Source organism: Pseudomonas sp. BE134 (genome assembly GCF_031456105.1).
Lineage (GTDB): Bacteria > Pseudomonadota > Gammaproteobacteria > Pseudomonadales > Pseudomonadaceae > Aquipseudomonas.
Genome location: NZ_JAVDUA010000027.1, coordinates 25,219 through 41,467 on the forward strand (window position 1 = coordinate 25,219; position 16,249 = coordinate 41,467).

The 16,249-nt window shown below is 60.2% G+C and carries 12 protein-coding genes; 7 read left to right on the forward strand and 5 right to left on the reverse strand.

Features of this window, described 5'->3' with window-relative positions:
• The first annotated feature begins 63 nt into the window (after positions 1-63).
• Positions 64-1,986 carry a PAS domain S-box protein gene (locus J2Y56_RS21115; RefSeq protein WP_310352464.1) on the forward strand — a complete coding sequence of 641 codons (1,923 nt, stop codon included), beginning with the start codon at positions 64-66 and terminating at the stop codon, positions 1,984-1,986.
• A gap of 79 nt (positions 1,987-2,065) precedes the next feature.
• Here J2Y56_RS21115 and J2Y56_RS21120 read toward each other — a convergent pair whose 3' ends face one another.
• The 5 genes from J2Y56_RS21120 to J2Y56_RS21140 all read right to left on the reverse strand — a co-directional run bounded on the left by J2Y56_RS21120 (position 2,066) and on the right by J2Y56_RS21140 (position 6,983).
• The gene (locus J2Y56_RS21120; protein WP_007944940.1) at positions 2,066-2,542 is read right to left on the reverse strand and encodes a hemerythrin domain-containing protein; all 477 of its coding nucleotides are present in this window, start codon (positions 2,540-2,542) and stop codon (positions 2,066-2,068) included.
• A gap of 276 nt (positions 2,543-2,818) precedes the next feature.
• On the reverse strand, positions 2,819-3,112 hold the full coding sequence (locus J2Y56_RS21125; protein ID WP_007944941.1) for a hypothetical protein: 294 nt from the start codon (positions 3,110-3,112) through the stop codon (positions 2,819-2,821).
• Positions 3,113-3,242: 130 nt separating this feature from the next.
• Complete coding sequence (locus tag J2Y56_RS21130) at positions 3,243-4,580, reverse strand: sodium:proton antiporter (RefSeq protein ID WP_007944942.1); 1,338 nt, start codon at positions 4,578-4,580, stop codon at positions 3,243-3,245.
• Between the two features lie 164 nt (positions 4,581-4,744).
• Positions 4,745-5,602 carry an SDR family oxidoreductase gene (locus J2Y56_RS21135; RefSeq protein WP_310352468.1) on the reverse strand — a complete coding sequence of 286 codons (858 nt, stop codon included), beginning with the start codon at positions 5,600-5,602 and terminating at the stop codon, positions 4,745-4,747.
• 226 nt (positions 5,603-5,828) lie between these two features.
• Positions 5,829-6,983, reverse strand: a complete 1,155-nt coding sequence (locus J2Y56_RS21140; protein WP_310352470.1) for a PatB family C-S lyase — start codon at positions 6,981-6,983, stop codon at positions 5,829-5,831.
• A 309-nt stretch (positions 6,984-7,292) separates the two neighbouring features.
• Between J2Y56_RS21140 and fdnG the strand changes: the two genes are divergently transcribed.
• From fdnG to selB, 6 genes are read left to right on the forward strand one after another with little or no spacing between them, the layout of a single operon-like run.
• Positions 7,293-10,358, forward strand: a complete 3,066-nt coding sequence (fdnG, locus tag J2Y56_RS21145; protein ID WP_157214424.1) for a formate dehydrogenase-N subunit alpha — start codon at positions 7,293-7,295, stop codon at positions 10,356-10,358.
• The gene (fdxH, locus tag J2Y56_RS21150; protein ID WP_310352473.1) at positions 10,359-11,294 is read left to right on the forward strand and encodes a formate dehydrogenase subunit beta; all 936 of its coding nucleotides are present in this window, start codon (positions 10,359-10,361) and stop codon (positions 11,292-11,294) included.
• A complete protein-coding gene (locus tag J2Y56_RS21155) occupies positions 11,291-11,944 on the forward strand; it encodes a formate dehydrogenase subunit gamma (protein WP_007944948.1) in 654 nt (217 codons plus the stop codon). The genes fdxH and J2Y56_RS21155 overlap by 4 nt, the downstream gene beginning before the upstream one ends.
• A 4-nt stretch (positions 11,945-11,948) precedes the next feature.
• On the forward strand, positions 11,949-12,875 hold the full coding sequence (gene fdhE / locus J2Y56_RS21160; RefSeq protein ID WP_007944949.1) for a formate dehydrogenase accessory protein FdhE: 927 nt from the start codon (positions 11,949-11,951) through the stop codon (positions 12,873-12,875).
• 48 nt (positions 12,876-12,923) lie between these two features.
• Positions 12,924-14,345, forward strand: a complete 1,422-nt coding sequence (gene selA / locus J2Y56_RS21165) for an L-seryl-tRNA(Sec) selenium transferase (RefSeq protein WP_310352477.1) — start codon at positions 12,924-12,926, stop codon at positions 14,343-14,345.
• Positions 14,342-16,249 carry a selenocysteine-specific translation elongation factor gene (gene selB, locus J2Y56_RS21170; RefSeq protein ID WP_310352479.1) on the forward strand — a complete coding sequence of 636 codons (1,908 nt, stop codon included), beginning with the start codon at positions 14,342-14,344 and terminating at the stop codon, positions 16,247-16,249. Before selA ends, selB begins: the two co-directional genes overlap by 4 nt.

Sequence of the window (16,249 nt, forward strand, 5' to 3'; positions counted from 1 at the left end):
ACGGCTTTTCAAACTCACGGTTTACCGCATACTCCATTAAAACGATAGTTGCGGGTGTAATCGATGAGTGATGTGCCGTCCAAAACCAACTCCATCGAGGAGATGCGCTTTCGCCTGTTGATTGATGCTGTGGTGGATTATGCGATCTACATGATCGATCCCGACGGCATCATCACCAGCTGGAACGCCGGCGCCCGTCGATTCAAAGGCTACGAGGAAGCGGAGATTCTCGGCCAGCACTTTTCGCGGTTCTATACCGAAGAAGATCGTCGTGCCGGTTTACCCCAGCGCGCGCTGGACACGGCGATTAATGAAGGGCGTTTCGAAGGTGAAGGCTGGCGGGTGCGCAAGGACGGCACGCATTTTTGGTCGCACGTGGTGATCGACCCGATTCGCGACCCGTCCGGCAAGTTGCTGGGGTTTGCCAAGATCACCCGCGATCTCACTGACCGCAAAATGGCCGAGGAAACCCTCAAGCAAAGTGAACAGCAGTTCCGGTTGCTGGTTCAAAGCGTCACGGACTACGCCATTTACATGCTTGCCCCGGATGGGCGCCTCACCAACTGGAATCAGGGCGCCCAGCGAATCAAGGGGTACCGCCCAGAAGAAGTCATCGGCCAGCACTTTTCGATGTTCTATACCCCTGAAGACCGCGAAGCCGGCGAACCGCAACGGGCATTGGAGACGGCCAGACGGGAAGGGCGATTCGAAAACAAGGCATGGCGCGTGCGCAAGGACGGTACACGGTTTTTTGCTCACGTCGTGGTGGACCCGATCTGGGGCGATACCGGCACGCTGCTGGGCTTTGCCAAGATTACCCGTGATATCACCGAGGCGACCCTGGCCCAACAAGACCTTGAGCGCACTCGCGAGGCGTTGTTCCAGGCGCAGAAAATGCAGGCCATCGGCCAACTCAGCGGCGGGATTGCCCACGACTTCAACAATTTGCTGACGGTGATCCTCGGCAATCTGGAAATCGTGCGCAAACGGATAGGGGAAGATCCTAAACTGACCCGTTTGGTCGACAATGCCCGCCAAGGCGCCTTGCGCGGTGTGTCCCTGACTCAGCGCATGCTGGCCTTTGCCAGGCGTCAGGAACTCAAATTCGAATCGGTGGAAATACCCACGTTGATTGAAGGAATCAGTGGGTTGTTACGCAGTTCACTCGGGCCTTCAGTGGTCCTCGAGACGCGTTTTTCAGCAGAACTTGAGCCGGTCATCGCTGACGTCAACCAGCTCGAACTGGCCATTTTGAACCTCGTCACCAATGCCCGGGATGCCATGCCCGATGGCGGTGAAATCGTCATCAGCGCCAGGAAAGCCGAGCCGCGCGATCAAACTCGTTTATCCCTGAAGGAAGGCGCTTATGTCTGCCTGAGCGTTACCGATACCGGCGAAGGAATGAATGAGGAAACACTCTCGTCGGCGATGGACCCGTTTTTCACCACCAAAGGGGTGGGGAAAGGCACAGGCCTGGGGCTGTCGATGGTGCATGGTTTTATTGAACAATTGGGTGGACGGTTCGTACTCAAGAGCCACCAGGGCATAGGCACCACCGCTGAACTCTGGATTCCGGTCGCCACCCCTGCATCGGACATCAGGCCCGTCATCGGCGAAGAACAATCAGCGCCAGTGGCCCAGTTGTGTGTACTGGTGGTGGACGACGACAGCCTGGTGTTAACCAGTACCGGGCTGTTGCTGGAGGATCTGGGTCACCGGGTCGTCGCGGCGATGTCCGGTGCCAAAGCGCTTGAAGTGTTCGAAACCGAGCAGCACATCGACCTGGTGATCACCGACATGGCCATGCCGCACATGAACGGCGCGCAATTGGCACAGGCTATCCGGCTCAAGCAACCCGATCTGCCGATCATCCTTGCCACCGGTTACGCCGAACGCCTCGAAGGTTTCGCCACCATGCTCCCGCGTTTGTCCAAACCCTATACCCAGCTCAATCTGGTGGAGGTCATTGCCCAGGCAATGAAGTGAATTCCAAGTCCCCATTCAGTTACACGGAAATGCTTTATGTAGCAGCTGACGCAGGCTGCGCCAGCTGCTACAGATCGAGTCAAGCAGCGAGATTACCGTCGCTCAGTTCTTTTTTGTATTGAGCCTTCAACATTTCCATCTGTGCGCCCAATTCTTCGAGGGTCGCTTTGCCCAGGAGCTTTTTCGCCTGGGGGAACATTTCCGTTTCTTCCTCCTCGATGTGGTGCTCCAGCAGTTCCTTGACCACTTTGACTCGACCTGCAAACTCCGGGGTGGAAGGGTCGGTGACTTTCAGGTCCGGCAGCACCAGCGAGTCCACAGTACGGTGCTCTTCCTTGGCTTCGTAATACATCACGTCCTGCTCCTTGCCACCGGCTTTTTTATAAGCCGGATACAGGACTTCTTCCTCAAGTCGGGTATGAATGCTGATTTCCATCTCCAGCTTGGCCAACAACTCGGTGCGTTTTTTAACACCGCGTTCAGTGGATTCGCTCAATTGGCTCAGGATGCCTTTTACACGTTCATGGTCAGCTTTCAACAGATCGATGGCGTTCATGGTCAAGTCTCTCAAGTCATCACAGGGGTGAGCGCGAACGGTCTCAGTGGCCGATAGTCGCTTGAGTTGATTGAGCAGGAGTCGTGCCGACTTTTGGAGAGAGTTATTGCCCATACAAATCAAATAGTTAAACAGCTTGATGGCTAACTGCGGTCATGCAGGCTGCATGAGTTAGATATTTTTCTCATGCAGTTCGCGGCACAGTGCGAGCAACCTTGAATCACCGTCTTTTTGCAGTGAAAAAGAAGCCCGGCAATCGCCGGGCTTCTTTCTCGCTCAGGCTCGATGTTCAAGCCGCTCGCGCAATTGACGAGAGTTGCTGGTGGACAGTGGCACCGGCGGGAAATCTTCGTTGAGTAGCTGCAGATGCTCAATCGCTTCCTGAAATTTCAAATCAGCTTTGCGGCGCAGTGCTTGATAACGATCAAACAACTGCGCATCAAGGTCGCCGCCATCGAGCAATTCGAAAGCACATCGGCTCAGGTTCTGGGCCTCTTCGAACATATGACGGTTACGTTCCAGGGCGAGTGCCCGGCAGGCTTTGATTTGATCAGGGGAGGAATATTGCATGATGACCGGCACCTTTTTTCGGGGTCCCTTTAAATAGGCGTCGTTGCCACAGTGGAACCGAATCTGTCGGATCCCGCGATGCACAAACACAGCGGGATTAAAGCTGTGACTGCCGGGTGAAAAGGGGAATTCATTTTTTTTTCAGACGCTCGTAGTGCGCGAGGGTGGGCTGGGTCGTCAAGCCGTGAATCAGGATGCTCAGGGCGACCACCGATAACGTCAGGTCGGTACACAGCGTCGCCACCGATTGACCGAGCCCGTGGTTCAAGGCGTAAAACAGGTAATACAGACTGCCGATGCCGCGAATGCCGAACCAGCCAATCAATGCACGCTGATGCCAGTCAAGCAGGCGCCCCCACGGCATGACGGCCACGCTCAGCGGCCGGATCAGGCAAAACAGCACGCCGCCGATGGGCAAGGCGCGCCAATCCCAGTGAGCGATCAGCACCACGCCCAGCAGCGTCACCAGAAACACTTCCATGGCCCGCTCCACGAGGCCGCCGAAGGCGAGCATGTCACTCATCATGATGCCCGCCGCGACCTGGCCGTCCTCCAGATGGTCGGTATTGCCACGCACGGCATGTTGCGGCTCGACGTTCTGGTGACCCACCACTGGCTGGACCAGGTGCTCGGCGGGCTCTAGCGATTCGCCGGCCGTCTTGACCTCGGCCCGCCGCAAGCCGAGGCCGGCGGCGAATACTGAGAGAAACCCATAGGCATGAATGAATTCGGCGCCAACATAGGCCAGCGCGATCAAGGCGAGGGCGAGGTAATCATTCGGGGATAGCGTGCTGTCATCGTTTTGGATACGTAACGTCAACGTCACGCGCCCGATACCGCGCCCCATCCAGTAGCCCGTGAGCAAACCGGCGGGAACGGCCCAGAGCAGACTTTTAAGCGCCCAGTCACCCACCCAGCCGGGATCGCCGTCGTGCTGCAACAAAAGTAATCCGAGAATCACGAAGGGAAACGCGATGCCATCGTTCAGCCCGGCCTCGCCTGACAGACCGAAGCGCACACGGTCGTCATCCCGTGCATCATTGACTTGCACCAGGGCGGCCAGCACCGGGTCGGTCGGTGCCAGTACCGAGCCGATCAACACGGAGGCGCCCCACGACACGCCGAACCCGTAGTGCAGCAGCAAACACACGCCGCCAATGGTCAAGACCATGACCGGCCCGGCCAGCCCGAATGCGATTCGCCAAGTCTTGTCCTTGAGCGGCAAGCGTAATTTCAGACCACAGACAAACAACGAAAACAGCACCGCAACTTCCGTCAGGTGCTCCATCCAGCCAGCGGCGTCATCGGTGTTCAGTTTCAATAAACCAAGTGCACCGGGCCCAATCGCAGCACCCAGCACCAGACACACCGCCGACGTGGTCACCGGCATCCAGCGCAGATACGACGAGGTCAGTGCCAGCGTCAGCAGCACGGCACCCAGCACCGCCACCCATAGAATGAAACTCATGTCTTGACTCGCCGGGCAGATGTCGCGATGCAGGGCTCCGGGAAGCAACCGGTCGGTCGCGCGCAGGTACTCAGGCGACAGCAGGTTGGACTACACCAGAATCATTCCCATCAGAATAGTCACCAACAGATCGGTTGAGTTCTGAACAGGTCGACAGGTTCCCTTCAGAGCATTGGCTTGCCGCCCGTAATGCCATAACGCTGCCCCGTGATGTAACTGGCTTCATCCGACGCCAGCAATACATAAATAGGCGCCACCTCTACCGGTTGGCCGGGGCGGCCAAGCGGAGTTTGAGAACCAAAGTTTTGCACCTCTTCGTCAGGCATGGTCGAGACGATCAGCGGCGTCCAGATCGGCCCCGGCGCCACGCTGTTGACCCGGATATTCTTCGGTCCAAGCATTTGCGCCAGCCCACCGGTGAAGTTGGCAATTGCGCCCTTGGTCGTGGCGTACGCGAGGAGGGTGGGTTTGGGCATGTCCGAGTTGACCGAACTGGTGTTGATGATCGAGCTGCCCGGTTTCATGTGCTCCAGCGCGGCCTGGCAAATGCGGAACATGGCCGTGATGTTGACATCGAAGGTCATCACCCATTCTTCATCCGGGATGTCTTCGAGGTTTTCGTGGGTCATCTGGAACGCGGCGTTATTGACCAGAATATCGATGCGGCCGAAACGCTCGACGGTCTTGTCCACCAGGGCTTGGCATTGGGCTTTGTGCGCGATATCGCCAGGCAGCAGCAGGGTTTGACGACCGGCGTCTTCAACCCAGCGTGCGGTTTCCTGCGCATCTTCGTGTTCATTCAGGTAGGCGATGGCGACATCCGCGCCTTCGCGGGCAAAAGCAATGGCCACCGCGCGGCCGATGCCGCTGTCGGCGCCGGTGATCAGGGCGATCTTGCCCTGCAACCGGCCCGAGCCTTTATAGGACTGCTCACCACAGTCAGGGACGGGGTCCATCTTGCGCTGGGAACCGGGGACGGCTTGGGCTTGTTTGGGGAAGGGTGGTTTTGGATAGTCAGTCATCTTCAATCTCCGGGTTCAAGGCAATCGGGTCAAAGGGTTGACCGTTGGGTTTTGTCTTGAGTTCGGTTGGATTTCAGGTGCCGATAATTCCAAATGCCCCACAAATCCCTGTGGGAGCGAGCCTGCTCGCGAAGACGGTATGTCAGCCAACATCAATGTCGACTGGAATGACGCTTTCGCGAGCAGGCTCGCTCCCACAGGGGGATGTGGTGAAGTTGAGAGAGGATCAGGCCTTGCGATTGCGCAAGCTGCGCTCCATCCGCGCAATACCCTCTTCAAGCAACGCGCGTGGGCAGCCGAAGTTCAGGCGCACGAATTGCCCGGTGTCATCGCCGAAATCCAGGCCAGGACTCAATCCGACTTTGGCCTGTTCCAGGAAGAACTGCTGCGGGTTGTCCAGTCCCAATGCCGAGCAATCGAGCCACGCCAGGTAGGTGCTTTGCGGCACGTTCATGGTGACACCTGGCAGGCGGGTGCGGACGGCGTCGACCAGGTAATCGCGGTTGCTTTGCAGGTAGGCGCTCAGTTCCGCCAGCCATGGCCCGCCTTCGCTGTAGGCGACGCGGGTGGCTAACAGGCCCAGCGGGTTGACGCTGTCGACCATGCCGCAACGGGCGTGGTTGACCTTTTCGCGCAACGCGCGGTCCTGAATAATCATGAACGATGTTTTCAGGCCGGCGATGTTGTAGGCCTTGCTCGCCGACATCAATGTGATGGTGTGCCGGGCGATTTCCGGGCTCAGGGTTGCCATCGGAATATGCTTGCGCCCGTCGAAGCACAGCTCGGCGTGGATTTCGTCCGAGATGATCCAGGCGCCCTGTTCCAGGCAGATGTCGGCAATCGCTTGCAATTCGTCCCGCGGGAAGGCCTTGCCCAGCGGGTTGTGCGGATTGCTCAGCAGCAGCGCGCCGCCACCTTGCAGCGACTGACTGAGGGTGGCGAGCGGTGTGGTGTAAGTGCCGTCAGCCTGCTCGTCGAAATTCAACTCGACCTTGTTCAGACCCCAATGACCCGGCGCGTGGCGCAGTGGCGGATAGTTGGGTACCTGCACCACGACGTTCTGTGGCGGCTGGACCAGCGCCTTGAGCGCCATGTTGAAGCCCGACTCGACTCCCGGCAGAAAGATCAGCTCTTGCGGCTCGACGCGCCAGGCGTATTTGTTCCAGAGGTCGGCCACGATGGCATCGCGCAAGTCATCCGGGGCCACGCTGTAGCCAACCATCGGGTGTTCCAGGCGTTTTTGCAGGGCCTGGATGATCATCGGCGGCGCAGCAAAATCCATATCGGCCACCCACATCGGCAGCACGTCGACCGGGTAGCGGCTCCATTTGGTGCTACCGGTGTTATGGCGGTCGAACACCTGATCAAAATCGAAAGTCATGCGCGGTCTCGTGAATGCAGGATTGGAATGGCCCATGATAATCGCCAACCCCCTGTGGGAGCGAGCCTGCTCGCGATGAAGCCGGTATAGCCGGCATTGATGTTGTCTGACCCACCGCTATCGCGAGCAGGCTCGCTCCCACAGGTTCGCTGGTGTGGCGCGTATCGGATAAGTGCCCGACGGTCGGTTTTCACACAGGTCACGCCTGCGTTGACTAGAGTTTCAAATGTCGGCAGCCCGTCTGCCGCCACCGTGATTGCATAGAAAATCCGGCAAAGCCCCGGATTTCCACCTGATCAGGAGTGCACGATGGACCTCAGCCGTCGTCAGTTCTTCAAGGTCGCTGGTATCGGCCTTGCAGGCTCGAGCCTGGGCGCGTTGGGTATGGCCCCCACGCTGGCCTTCGCCGAGCAGGTGCGCCACTTCAAGCTTGCCGCCACCCATGAAACCCGTAACACCTGCCCGTATTGCTCGGTCGGTTGCGGGTTGATCATGTACAGCCAGGGCGATAACGCCAAGAATGTCGCGCAAAACATCATCCACATCGAAGGTGACGCCGACCACCCGGTCAACCGCGGCACCCTGTGCCCCAAAGGCGCGGGTTTGCTCGATTTCATTCACAGCCCCGATCGTCTGCAATACCCGCAGGTGCGCAAGCCCGGCAGCAGCGAGTGGACGCGCATCTCCTGGGATGAAGCGCTGGATCGCGTTGCCGACCTGATGAAGGCCGACCGCGACGCCAACTTCATAGAGAAGAATGCCCAGGGCCAAACGGTGAACCGCTGGCTCACCACCGGTTTCCTCGCGGCATCGGCGGCCTCCAACGAAGCCGGCTACATCACCCACAAGGTCATTCGCAGTCTCGGCATGCTGGGGTTTGATAACCAGGCGCGTGTCTGACACGGCCCGACGGTGGCAAGTCTTGCCCCGACGTACGGCCGCGGTGCCATGACCAATACCTGGACCGATATCGCCAACGCGAATCTGGTTCTGGTGATGGGCGGCAACGCAGCAGAAGCGCACCCCTGCGGTTTCAAATGGGTGACGGAAGCCAAGGCGCACAACAACGCGCGACTGATCGTGGTCGACCCGCGATTTACCCGCACGGCTTCGGTGGCCGACTATTACGCGCCGATTCGCACCGGCACCGACATCGCCTTCATGGGCGGGCTGATCAATTACCTGCTGACCAAGGACAAAATCCAGCACGAGTACGTGCACAACTACACCGACGTGTCGTTCATCGTCAAAGCCGGGTATGGCTTCGAGGACGGGATTTTCAGCGGTTATGACGCGGCCAAGCGCACCTACACCGATAAGTCCGGCTGGGGTTATGAGCTCGGTGAAGACGGCTTTGTCAAAGTCGACCCGACCCTGCAGGATCCACGGTGTGTCTTTCAATTGATGAAGCAGCATTACAGCCGCTACAACATTGACCTGGCGAGCCAGATTTGCGGCATGCCCGTCGATGCCATGCAAAAAATATGGGATGAAATTGCCACGTGTTCGGCCCCGGGCAAGACCATGACCATCCTGTATGCGTTGGGATGGACCCAGCACTCCATCGGCGCGCAGATCATCCGCAGCGCGGCGATGGTGCAATTGCTGCTGGGCAACGTCGGTATGCCGGGAGGCGGCGTCAATGCCTTGCGCGGGCACTCCAATATCCAGGGCCTGACCGATCTGGGACTGTTGTCCAACTCGTTGCCCGGTTACCTGACGCTGCCAGGCGACGCCGAACAGGATTTCGCCGCCTTCATTACCAAACGTACGCAGACACCGTTGCGGCCGGGGCAACTGTCCTACTGGCAGAACTACGGCAAATTCCACGTCAGCCTGATGAAAGCCTGGTATGGCGTCAATGCCACAGTGGAGAACAACTGGGCGTACGACTACCTGCCGAAACTGGACATCCCCCAGTACGACATCCTCAAGGTGTTCGACCTGATGGGCCAGGGCAAGGTCAACGGCTACATGTGCCAGGGCTTCAATCCCATCGCGGCGTTGCCTGACAAGAACCGGGTGATGGTGGCGCTGGCCAAACTCAAATGGCTGGTGGTGATGGACCCGCTGGCCACCGAAACTTCAGAGTTCTGGCGCAATGTCGGGCCGTACAACGATGTGAAAAGCGCCGACATCCAGACCGAAGTGATTCGCCTGCCCACCACCTGTTTTGCCGAGGAAGATGGCTCGCTGGTCAACAGCAGTCGCTGGCTGCAATGGCACTGGAAAGGCGCCGACGGCCCGGGTGAAGCGCACACTGACATTCGGATCATGGCTGAGCTGTTTCTGCGTTTGCGTCAGCGCTACCAGGCGCAGGGTGGCGCCTATCCCGCTCCGCTCCTCAAACTGTCGTGGCCGTACAAGATCGCCCATGAACCCTCGCCGGAAGAGCTGGCCAAGGAAATCAACGGCTACGCCACCACTGACTTCACCGACGCCACGGGGGCGGCGATCAAGGGCAATGCGCAACTGGCTGCGTTCAGTCAGCTCAAGGATGACGGCAGCACCGCGTCCGGCTGCTGGATTTTCTGCGGCAGCTGGACCGAGACCGGTAACCAGATGGCCCGTCGCGACAACAGTGATCCGTGGGGTACGCACCAACACCTGGGGTGGGCCTGGGCCTGGCCGGCGAACCGACGGATTCTCTACAACCGCGCGTCTGCCGACCTGAAAGGAAATCCGTGGGATCCGAAAAAACGCCTGGTGTGGTGGAACGGCAAGGTCTGGGGTGGCACTGATGTGCCCGACTACAAGGCCGACGTGCCGCCGGAAGCGGGGATGAATCCGTTCATCATGAACCCCGAAGGCGTGGCGCGGTTCTTCGCCGTCGACAAGATGAACGAAGGCCCGTTCCCCGAGCACTACGAGCCGTTCGAGACGCCCATCGGCATCAATCCGCTGCACCCGGACAACAAGAAAGCCACCAGCAACCCGGCGGCGCGGATCTTCGATTCGGTGTGGGATTCCCTCGGCGTGGCCAAGGATTACCCGTACGCGGGCACCAGCTACCGCTTGACCGAGCATTTCCACTTCTGGACCAAGCACTGCAAGCTCAACGCGATTACCCAGCCACAGCAGTTCGTCGAAATCGGCGAGGTGCTGGCGAAGGAGAAAGGCATCATTTCCGGCGATCGCGTGCGCGTCAGTTGCAAGCGCGGGCACATTGAAGCTGTGGCGGTGGTGACCAAGCGGATTCGTCCGTTGCAGGTCAACGGCCAGGTGGTGCACCAGATCGGGATTCCGTTGCACTGGGGGTTTACCGGACTAACGCGTCACGGTTACCTGACCAACACCCTGGTACCGTTCCTCGGCGATGGCAACACGCAGACCCCGGAATCCAAGTCATTTTTGGTCAACGTGGAGAAAATCTAAATGGCCAGCCAAGACATTATTGCCCGGTCGGCCACCACGACCCCGTCGCCATCGGTACGCATTCAGGATGAAGTGGCCAAGCTGATCGACACCACCAAGTGCATCGGCTGCAAGGCTTGCCAGGTCGCCTGCTCGGAATGGAACGAGCTGCGCGACGAAGTCGGCTTCAACCTGGGCACCTACACCAATCCGCAAGACCTGAGCGCGGAAACCTGGACGCTGATGCGCTTCACTGAGCATGAAACCGATGCCGGCAACCTCGAATGGCTGATTCGCAAGGACGGCTGCATGCATTGCGCCGAACCCGGTTGCCTGGCGGCGTGCCCGAGCCCGGGGGCGATCATCAAGCTGGCCAATGGCATTGTCGATTTCAACCAGGACCACTGCATCGGTTGCGGCTACTGCATCACCGGCTGCCCGTTCAACATTCCGCGTATCTCGCAAAAGGATCACAAGGCCTACAAATGCACGTTGTGTTCGGACCGGGTCGAGTACGGGCTGGAGCCGGCCTGCGTGAAAACCTGCCCGACCGGGGCGATTGTGTTCGGCACCAAGGAAGACATGAAGGAACACGCCGCTGAACGCATTGTCGACCTCAAGAGTCGCGGCTTCGAGCATGCCGGTCTCTATGACCCTGCGGGTGTGGGCGGCACGCACGTGATGTATGTACTGCACCATGCCGATGAACCGTCGTTGTACGCCGGCCTGCCGAACGCGCCGGCGATCAGTCCGCTGGTGGGGTTGTGGAAAGGCGTGAGCAAGCCGTTAGGCCTGTTGGCCATGGGCCTGGCGGTGGTGGCCGGGTTCTTCCATTACGTGCGCGTGGGGCCGCAAGTGGTAGAAGAGGACGAACATCGCGAAGGCAAGGACCCGGCCGTGCATGAGATTGACCCATCGGTTCATACCTATGATCCGCGGCGGGAGGACAGGCCATGAGCAACAAAACCATCCTGCGCTACACCGCCGGCCAGCGCACCAATCACTGGCTGGTGGCGATCCTGTTTTTCATGGCGGCACTCTCCGGCCTGGCGCTGTTTCATCCGGCGCTGTTCTGGCTCAGCAACCTGTTTGGCGGTGGTCCGTGGACACGCATCCTGCATCCATTTATGGGCGTGGTGATGTTCGTACTGTTCCTTGGATTGGTGTTGCAATTCTGGCGGGCGAATTACTTCATCACCAATGATCGGTTGTGGCTGAAGCGCGTCGGGAGGGTGATCAAGAACGAGGAAGAGGGCGTGCCGCCCGTTGGCAAGTACAACGCCGGGCAGAAGCTGCTGTTCTGGACCTTGCTGGCCTGCATGCTGGTGCTACTGTTCACTGGACTGGTGATCTGGCGCGCGTATTTCAGCGCTTTTTTTGGCATTACCTCGATTCGTTGGGCGATGCTGCTGCACGCGTTGGCCGGGTTTGTGCTGGTGTTGTGCATCATCGTGCACATTTACGCCGGGATCTGGATCAGGGGCTCCGTCAGCGCCATGGTGCATGGCTGGGTCAGCCGCCCCTGGGCGAAAAAACACCATGAACTCTGGTACCGCGAAGTGACTCGCGACGAACACCCCGACCGGCCGATCAGCAAAAAAGGATAAGCACTTGGCGACGATTCTTGAGCCTGGGGAGATTGAAGCGGCGGCGACTTCTCCGCCGTTTTTGTTCCCGCCGCCGCACAACCTGTTCACTTTGCGCGCATTGCGTCTGGAGCGGTTGGCCGAGGGGCATGCGCTGGCCGATTACCTGCGACTGGTGGCCGGTCTGTGTCATGTGCAGCAAAGTCTGATGGACGATCCGCCCGTCACCACCTTGCCCGATCCCGAGCGAATCAAAGTCTGCCAGGCCCATGGCCTGCCACCGCTTGCCGCCGACACGCTGGTGCGCGAGGGGCACTGGTTGCCGTACCTCGACGCCTTGTTGCAACGCTACCAGGCACCACCGCAAGCCGCCGTAGAGCAAGCGTTGGCGACGTTGCGCCATAGCGACGCCGGACAGCGCAAAGCCTGGGCAGTGGCGTTGGTCAGTGGCCAGTTCACGCTGTTGCCAGCGGCCCTGGTGCCGTTTCTCGGCGCCGCCTTGCAAGCGGCCTGGAGTCACTGGTTGCTGAGCACACCGGACCTGGCGCTCAAACCCGGTGACAGTCTCAGCCAATGCCCGGCCTGCGGTTCGCCGGCGATGGCTGGCGTGATTCGACAACGGGGCAAACACAACGGTTTGCGTTATCTGGTGTGCTCGTTGTGTGCCTGCGAATGGCATGTGGTGCGGGTCAAATGTGTGTACTGCGAGCAAAGCAAAGGGCTGGAATACTTCAGTCAGGAGGATGATCGTTACGCCGCCAATCAAGCACCGTTGCGCGCCGAAACCTGTCCCGGCTGTCGCAGCTACCTGAAACTGCTGTACCTGGAAAACGACGCCGAGGCCGAAGCGCTGTCGGCGGACCTGGCCAGCCTGATCCTCGACATGCGCCTGGAACAGGAGGGCTACCTGCGTCTCGCGCCCAATCTGCTGCTGGCACCCGGTGGCGACTGAACGCATCTACACTCAGGCGCGACGGTCAATCGTTTCCAGGAGCGCCGGATGCCTTCAACCTCCGCCAGTCAAACCTTGCGGCTGCCTTCCATCGACAGTCTGCTGCGCCATCCCGCCTGCCAACCGCTGGCAGAGCGCTATGGCCGGGAGTCGCTGCTGGCGAGCCTGCGGCAATTACTCGATGACTTGCGCGAACCGGTGCTGACCGGGCAACTGAGTCACGTGGAAATCAGCCCGCACGTGCTGGCGGGGCGGGCGGGTGAGCGTCTGGCCCTACACCACCAAAGTCATGTGCGCCGGGTGTTCAACCTGACCGGGACCGTGCTGCACACCAACCTCGGGCGGGCGTTGCTTCCGGAAGTCGCCATCGAAGCGGTGCAAATGGCCGCGCGCTATCCGCTCAATCTGGAATTTGATCTGCACAGCGGCAAGCGGGGCGACCGTGATGACCTGATCGAAGGCCTGATCCGCGAACTGACGGGCGCCGAAGCGGTGACGGTAGTCAACAACAACGCAGCGGCCGTGCTGCTGACACTCAATAGCCTGGGCGCGCGCAAGGAAGGGATTATTTCCCGGGGCGAGCTGATTGAAATCGGCGGTGCCTTCCGCATTCCCGACATCATGGCGCGGGCCGGGGTCCGACTGCATGAAGTCGGCACTACCAACCGCACCCATGCCCGTGATTACGAAGCCGCCATCGGCCCGCGCAGCGGTCTGGTGATGCGTGTGCATGCGAGCAATTACAGCATTGAAGGGTTCACCGCACGGGTGCCCACCGCCGAACTGGCGCAACTCGCGCACCAGCATGGGTTACCACTGCTTGAAGACCTCGGCAGCGGCAGCCTGCTGGACCTGACCCGCTGGGGCCTGCCCGCCGAGCCGACGGTGCGCCAGGCGCTGCTCGATGGCGCGGACATCGTCACCTTCAGTGGTGACAAGTTATTAGGCGGACCGCAGGCCGGATTGATTGTCGGGCGCAAGGACCTGATCGCGAAGATCAAGAAAAACCCGCTCAAACGCGCGTTGCGGGTCGACAAAATGACCCTCGCCGCACTCGAAGCCGTGCTGGGTTTGTACCGCGATCCCGGGCGACTGGCCGAGCGACTGCCGAGCCTGCGTCTGATGACCCGCCCGCAGGCCGATATCCTCGCCCAGGCTGAACGACTACAACCCTCGCTGGCACTTGCTGTGGGTAACGGCTGGAGCGTCAGTGCGCTGCCCGCGCTGGGCATGATCGGCAGCGGCAGCCAACCGGTGGCACGCTTGCCGAGCGCAGCGTTATGCCTGCGGCCCAAGGTGTCCAAACGTCTGCGCGGACGGCAACTGCTCGGGCTGGAAGCCGCGTTCCGCCTGTTGGCCATTCCAGTACTGGGCCGCATCGACGACGACGCACTGTGGCTGGACCTGCGCCAACTGGATGACGAGGCTGCCTGGCTGGCGCAACTCGATCAACTGAAGGTGCCGGGGTGATCGTCGGCACGGCAGGGCATATCGATCACGGCAAGACCTCGTTGCTTAAAGCGCTGACGGGCCAATCCGGCGACCGTCGTCGCGAAGAACGTGAACGCGGCATGACCATCGACCTCGGCTACCTCTATGCGGCGCTGGAACCGGGCGCCGAGCTGACCGGGTTCATTGACGTGCCCGGTCACGAGCGTTTCACCCACAACATGTTGGCCGGGGCGCAGGGCATCGATCTGGTGTTGCTGGTGGTCGCCGCGGATGACGGCGTGATGCCGCAAACCCGCGAACACCTGGCGATCGTTGAACTGCTGGGCATTCCCAGGGCGCTGGTGGCTATCACAAAGTGCGACCGGGTCGATCCGGCCCGGGTGCAAGCCGTCCATGAACAGATGACCACACTGCTGGCACCCGGACCCTATGCCGATGCGTTGCAGATTGCGCTGTCGAGTGTGACCGGGGAGGGCGTCGAGGCACTGCGCCAGGCGCTGCTCGATGCACAGCACGATGTCCTTCAACGCTGCACCGGCGGTGGTTTTCGTCTGGCCATTGATAGGGCGTTCAGCGTGGCTGGGGCCGGTATCGTGGTGACCGGCACGGCATTGTCCGGGCAAGTGACAGCGGGTGACACACTGATGCTGAGCCCGCTGGGCAAACCTGTTCGTGTGCGCGGTTTGCACGCGCAAAATCAAGCCGCAGACACCGCGTATGCCGGCCAACGCGTCGCTTTGAACCTGAGTGCCGAGCGTCTGGCGCTGGAGCATATTCACCGTGGCCAATGGCTGCTGGCCGAGTGGCTGTACGCCCCGACTCAGCGACTGGACATCGACCTGAGGTTGCTGGCCAGCGAAGCCAAAGCCTTCGAACACTTTCAGCCGGTGCATGTGCACCTCGGCACTCAGGATGTGACGGGGCGAGTGGCGTTGCTGGAAGGCGAAAGCCTGGCTCCGGGTGGGCGGATGTTTGCGCAAATCCTGCTCAATGCTCCGGTACAGGCGGTGAAAGGCGATCCGTTGATCCTGCGGGATCAGAGCGCGCAACGTACCCTGGGCGGGGGCCGGGTGCTCGACCCGTTTGCCCCTTCTCGACACCGACGCAGCCCCGAACGCCTGGCACAACTACAGGCCCTCGCCAGCAGTAATAGGCTGGAAGCACTCTTGCCAGCGTTGTTGGCCAACAGCGACACCGGCCTCGATCCAAGGCAACTGGAGCGTCAGTTCAACCGCCCACGCGCTACCTGGGTATTGCCCGATGACGTGCGCTTGATCGAGACCCGCCAAGGTCCTTTGTTGTTCAGCGCGCCACGCTGGGAGGCGCTGAAAGCTCCCTTGCTGGAACAACTCGCACGCTTTCATCTACTTGAACCGGATCAAATGGGCCCGGACAGGGATCGCCTGCGCCGCTTCACCGCATCCTCGCTGGAACGTTCGACCTTCATCCGCCTGCTCGACGAGTTACTTGCCAGCGGTGCCATCGTCGCCAGTGGGCCTTGGCTGCATATACCCGAGCACCAAGTGCGCTTGAGTGAAGAAGACGAAGCCCTGTGGAACCGCATACAACCGCTGTTCGAACAGGCTGGGTTCGATCCTCCATGGGTGCGCAAACTGGGGAACGACGAGGCAACCGTGCGCCTGCTGTTGCGCAAAATGGCGCGGCTGGGGCTGCTGCACCAAGTGGTCCGGGACCTGTTCTACACCGACGCGATCATCCGTCGATTGGCGGCTATGCTCTTGCAACTGGCTGAACACAACCCGGTGATTCAAGTCGCGGCGTTTCGCGATGCGGTTGGCCTGGGTCGCAAGCGCAGCATTCAGATTCTGGAGTACTTCGACCGCATCGGCTTGACCCGACGCCTGGGCGACAAGCGCCAAATCCGTCTCGACAGTGCCTTGGCCCGAAAGGAAGACGACTGA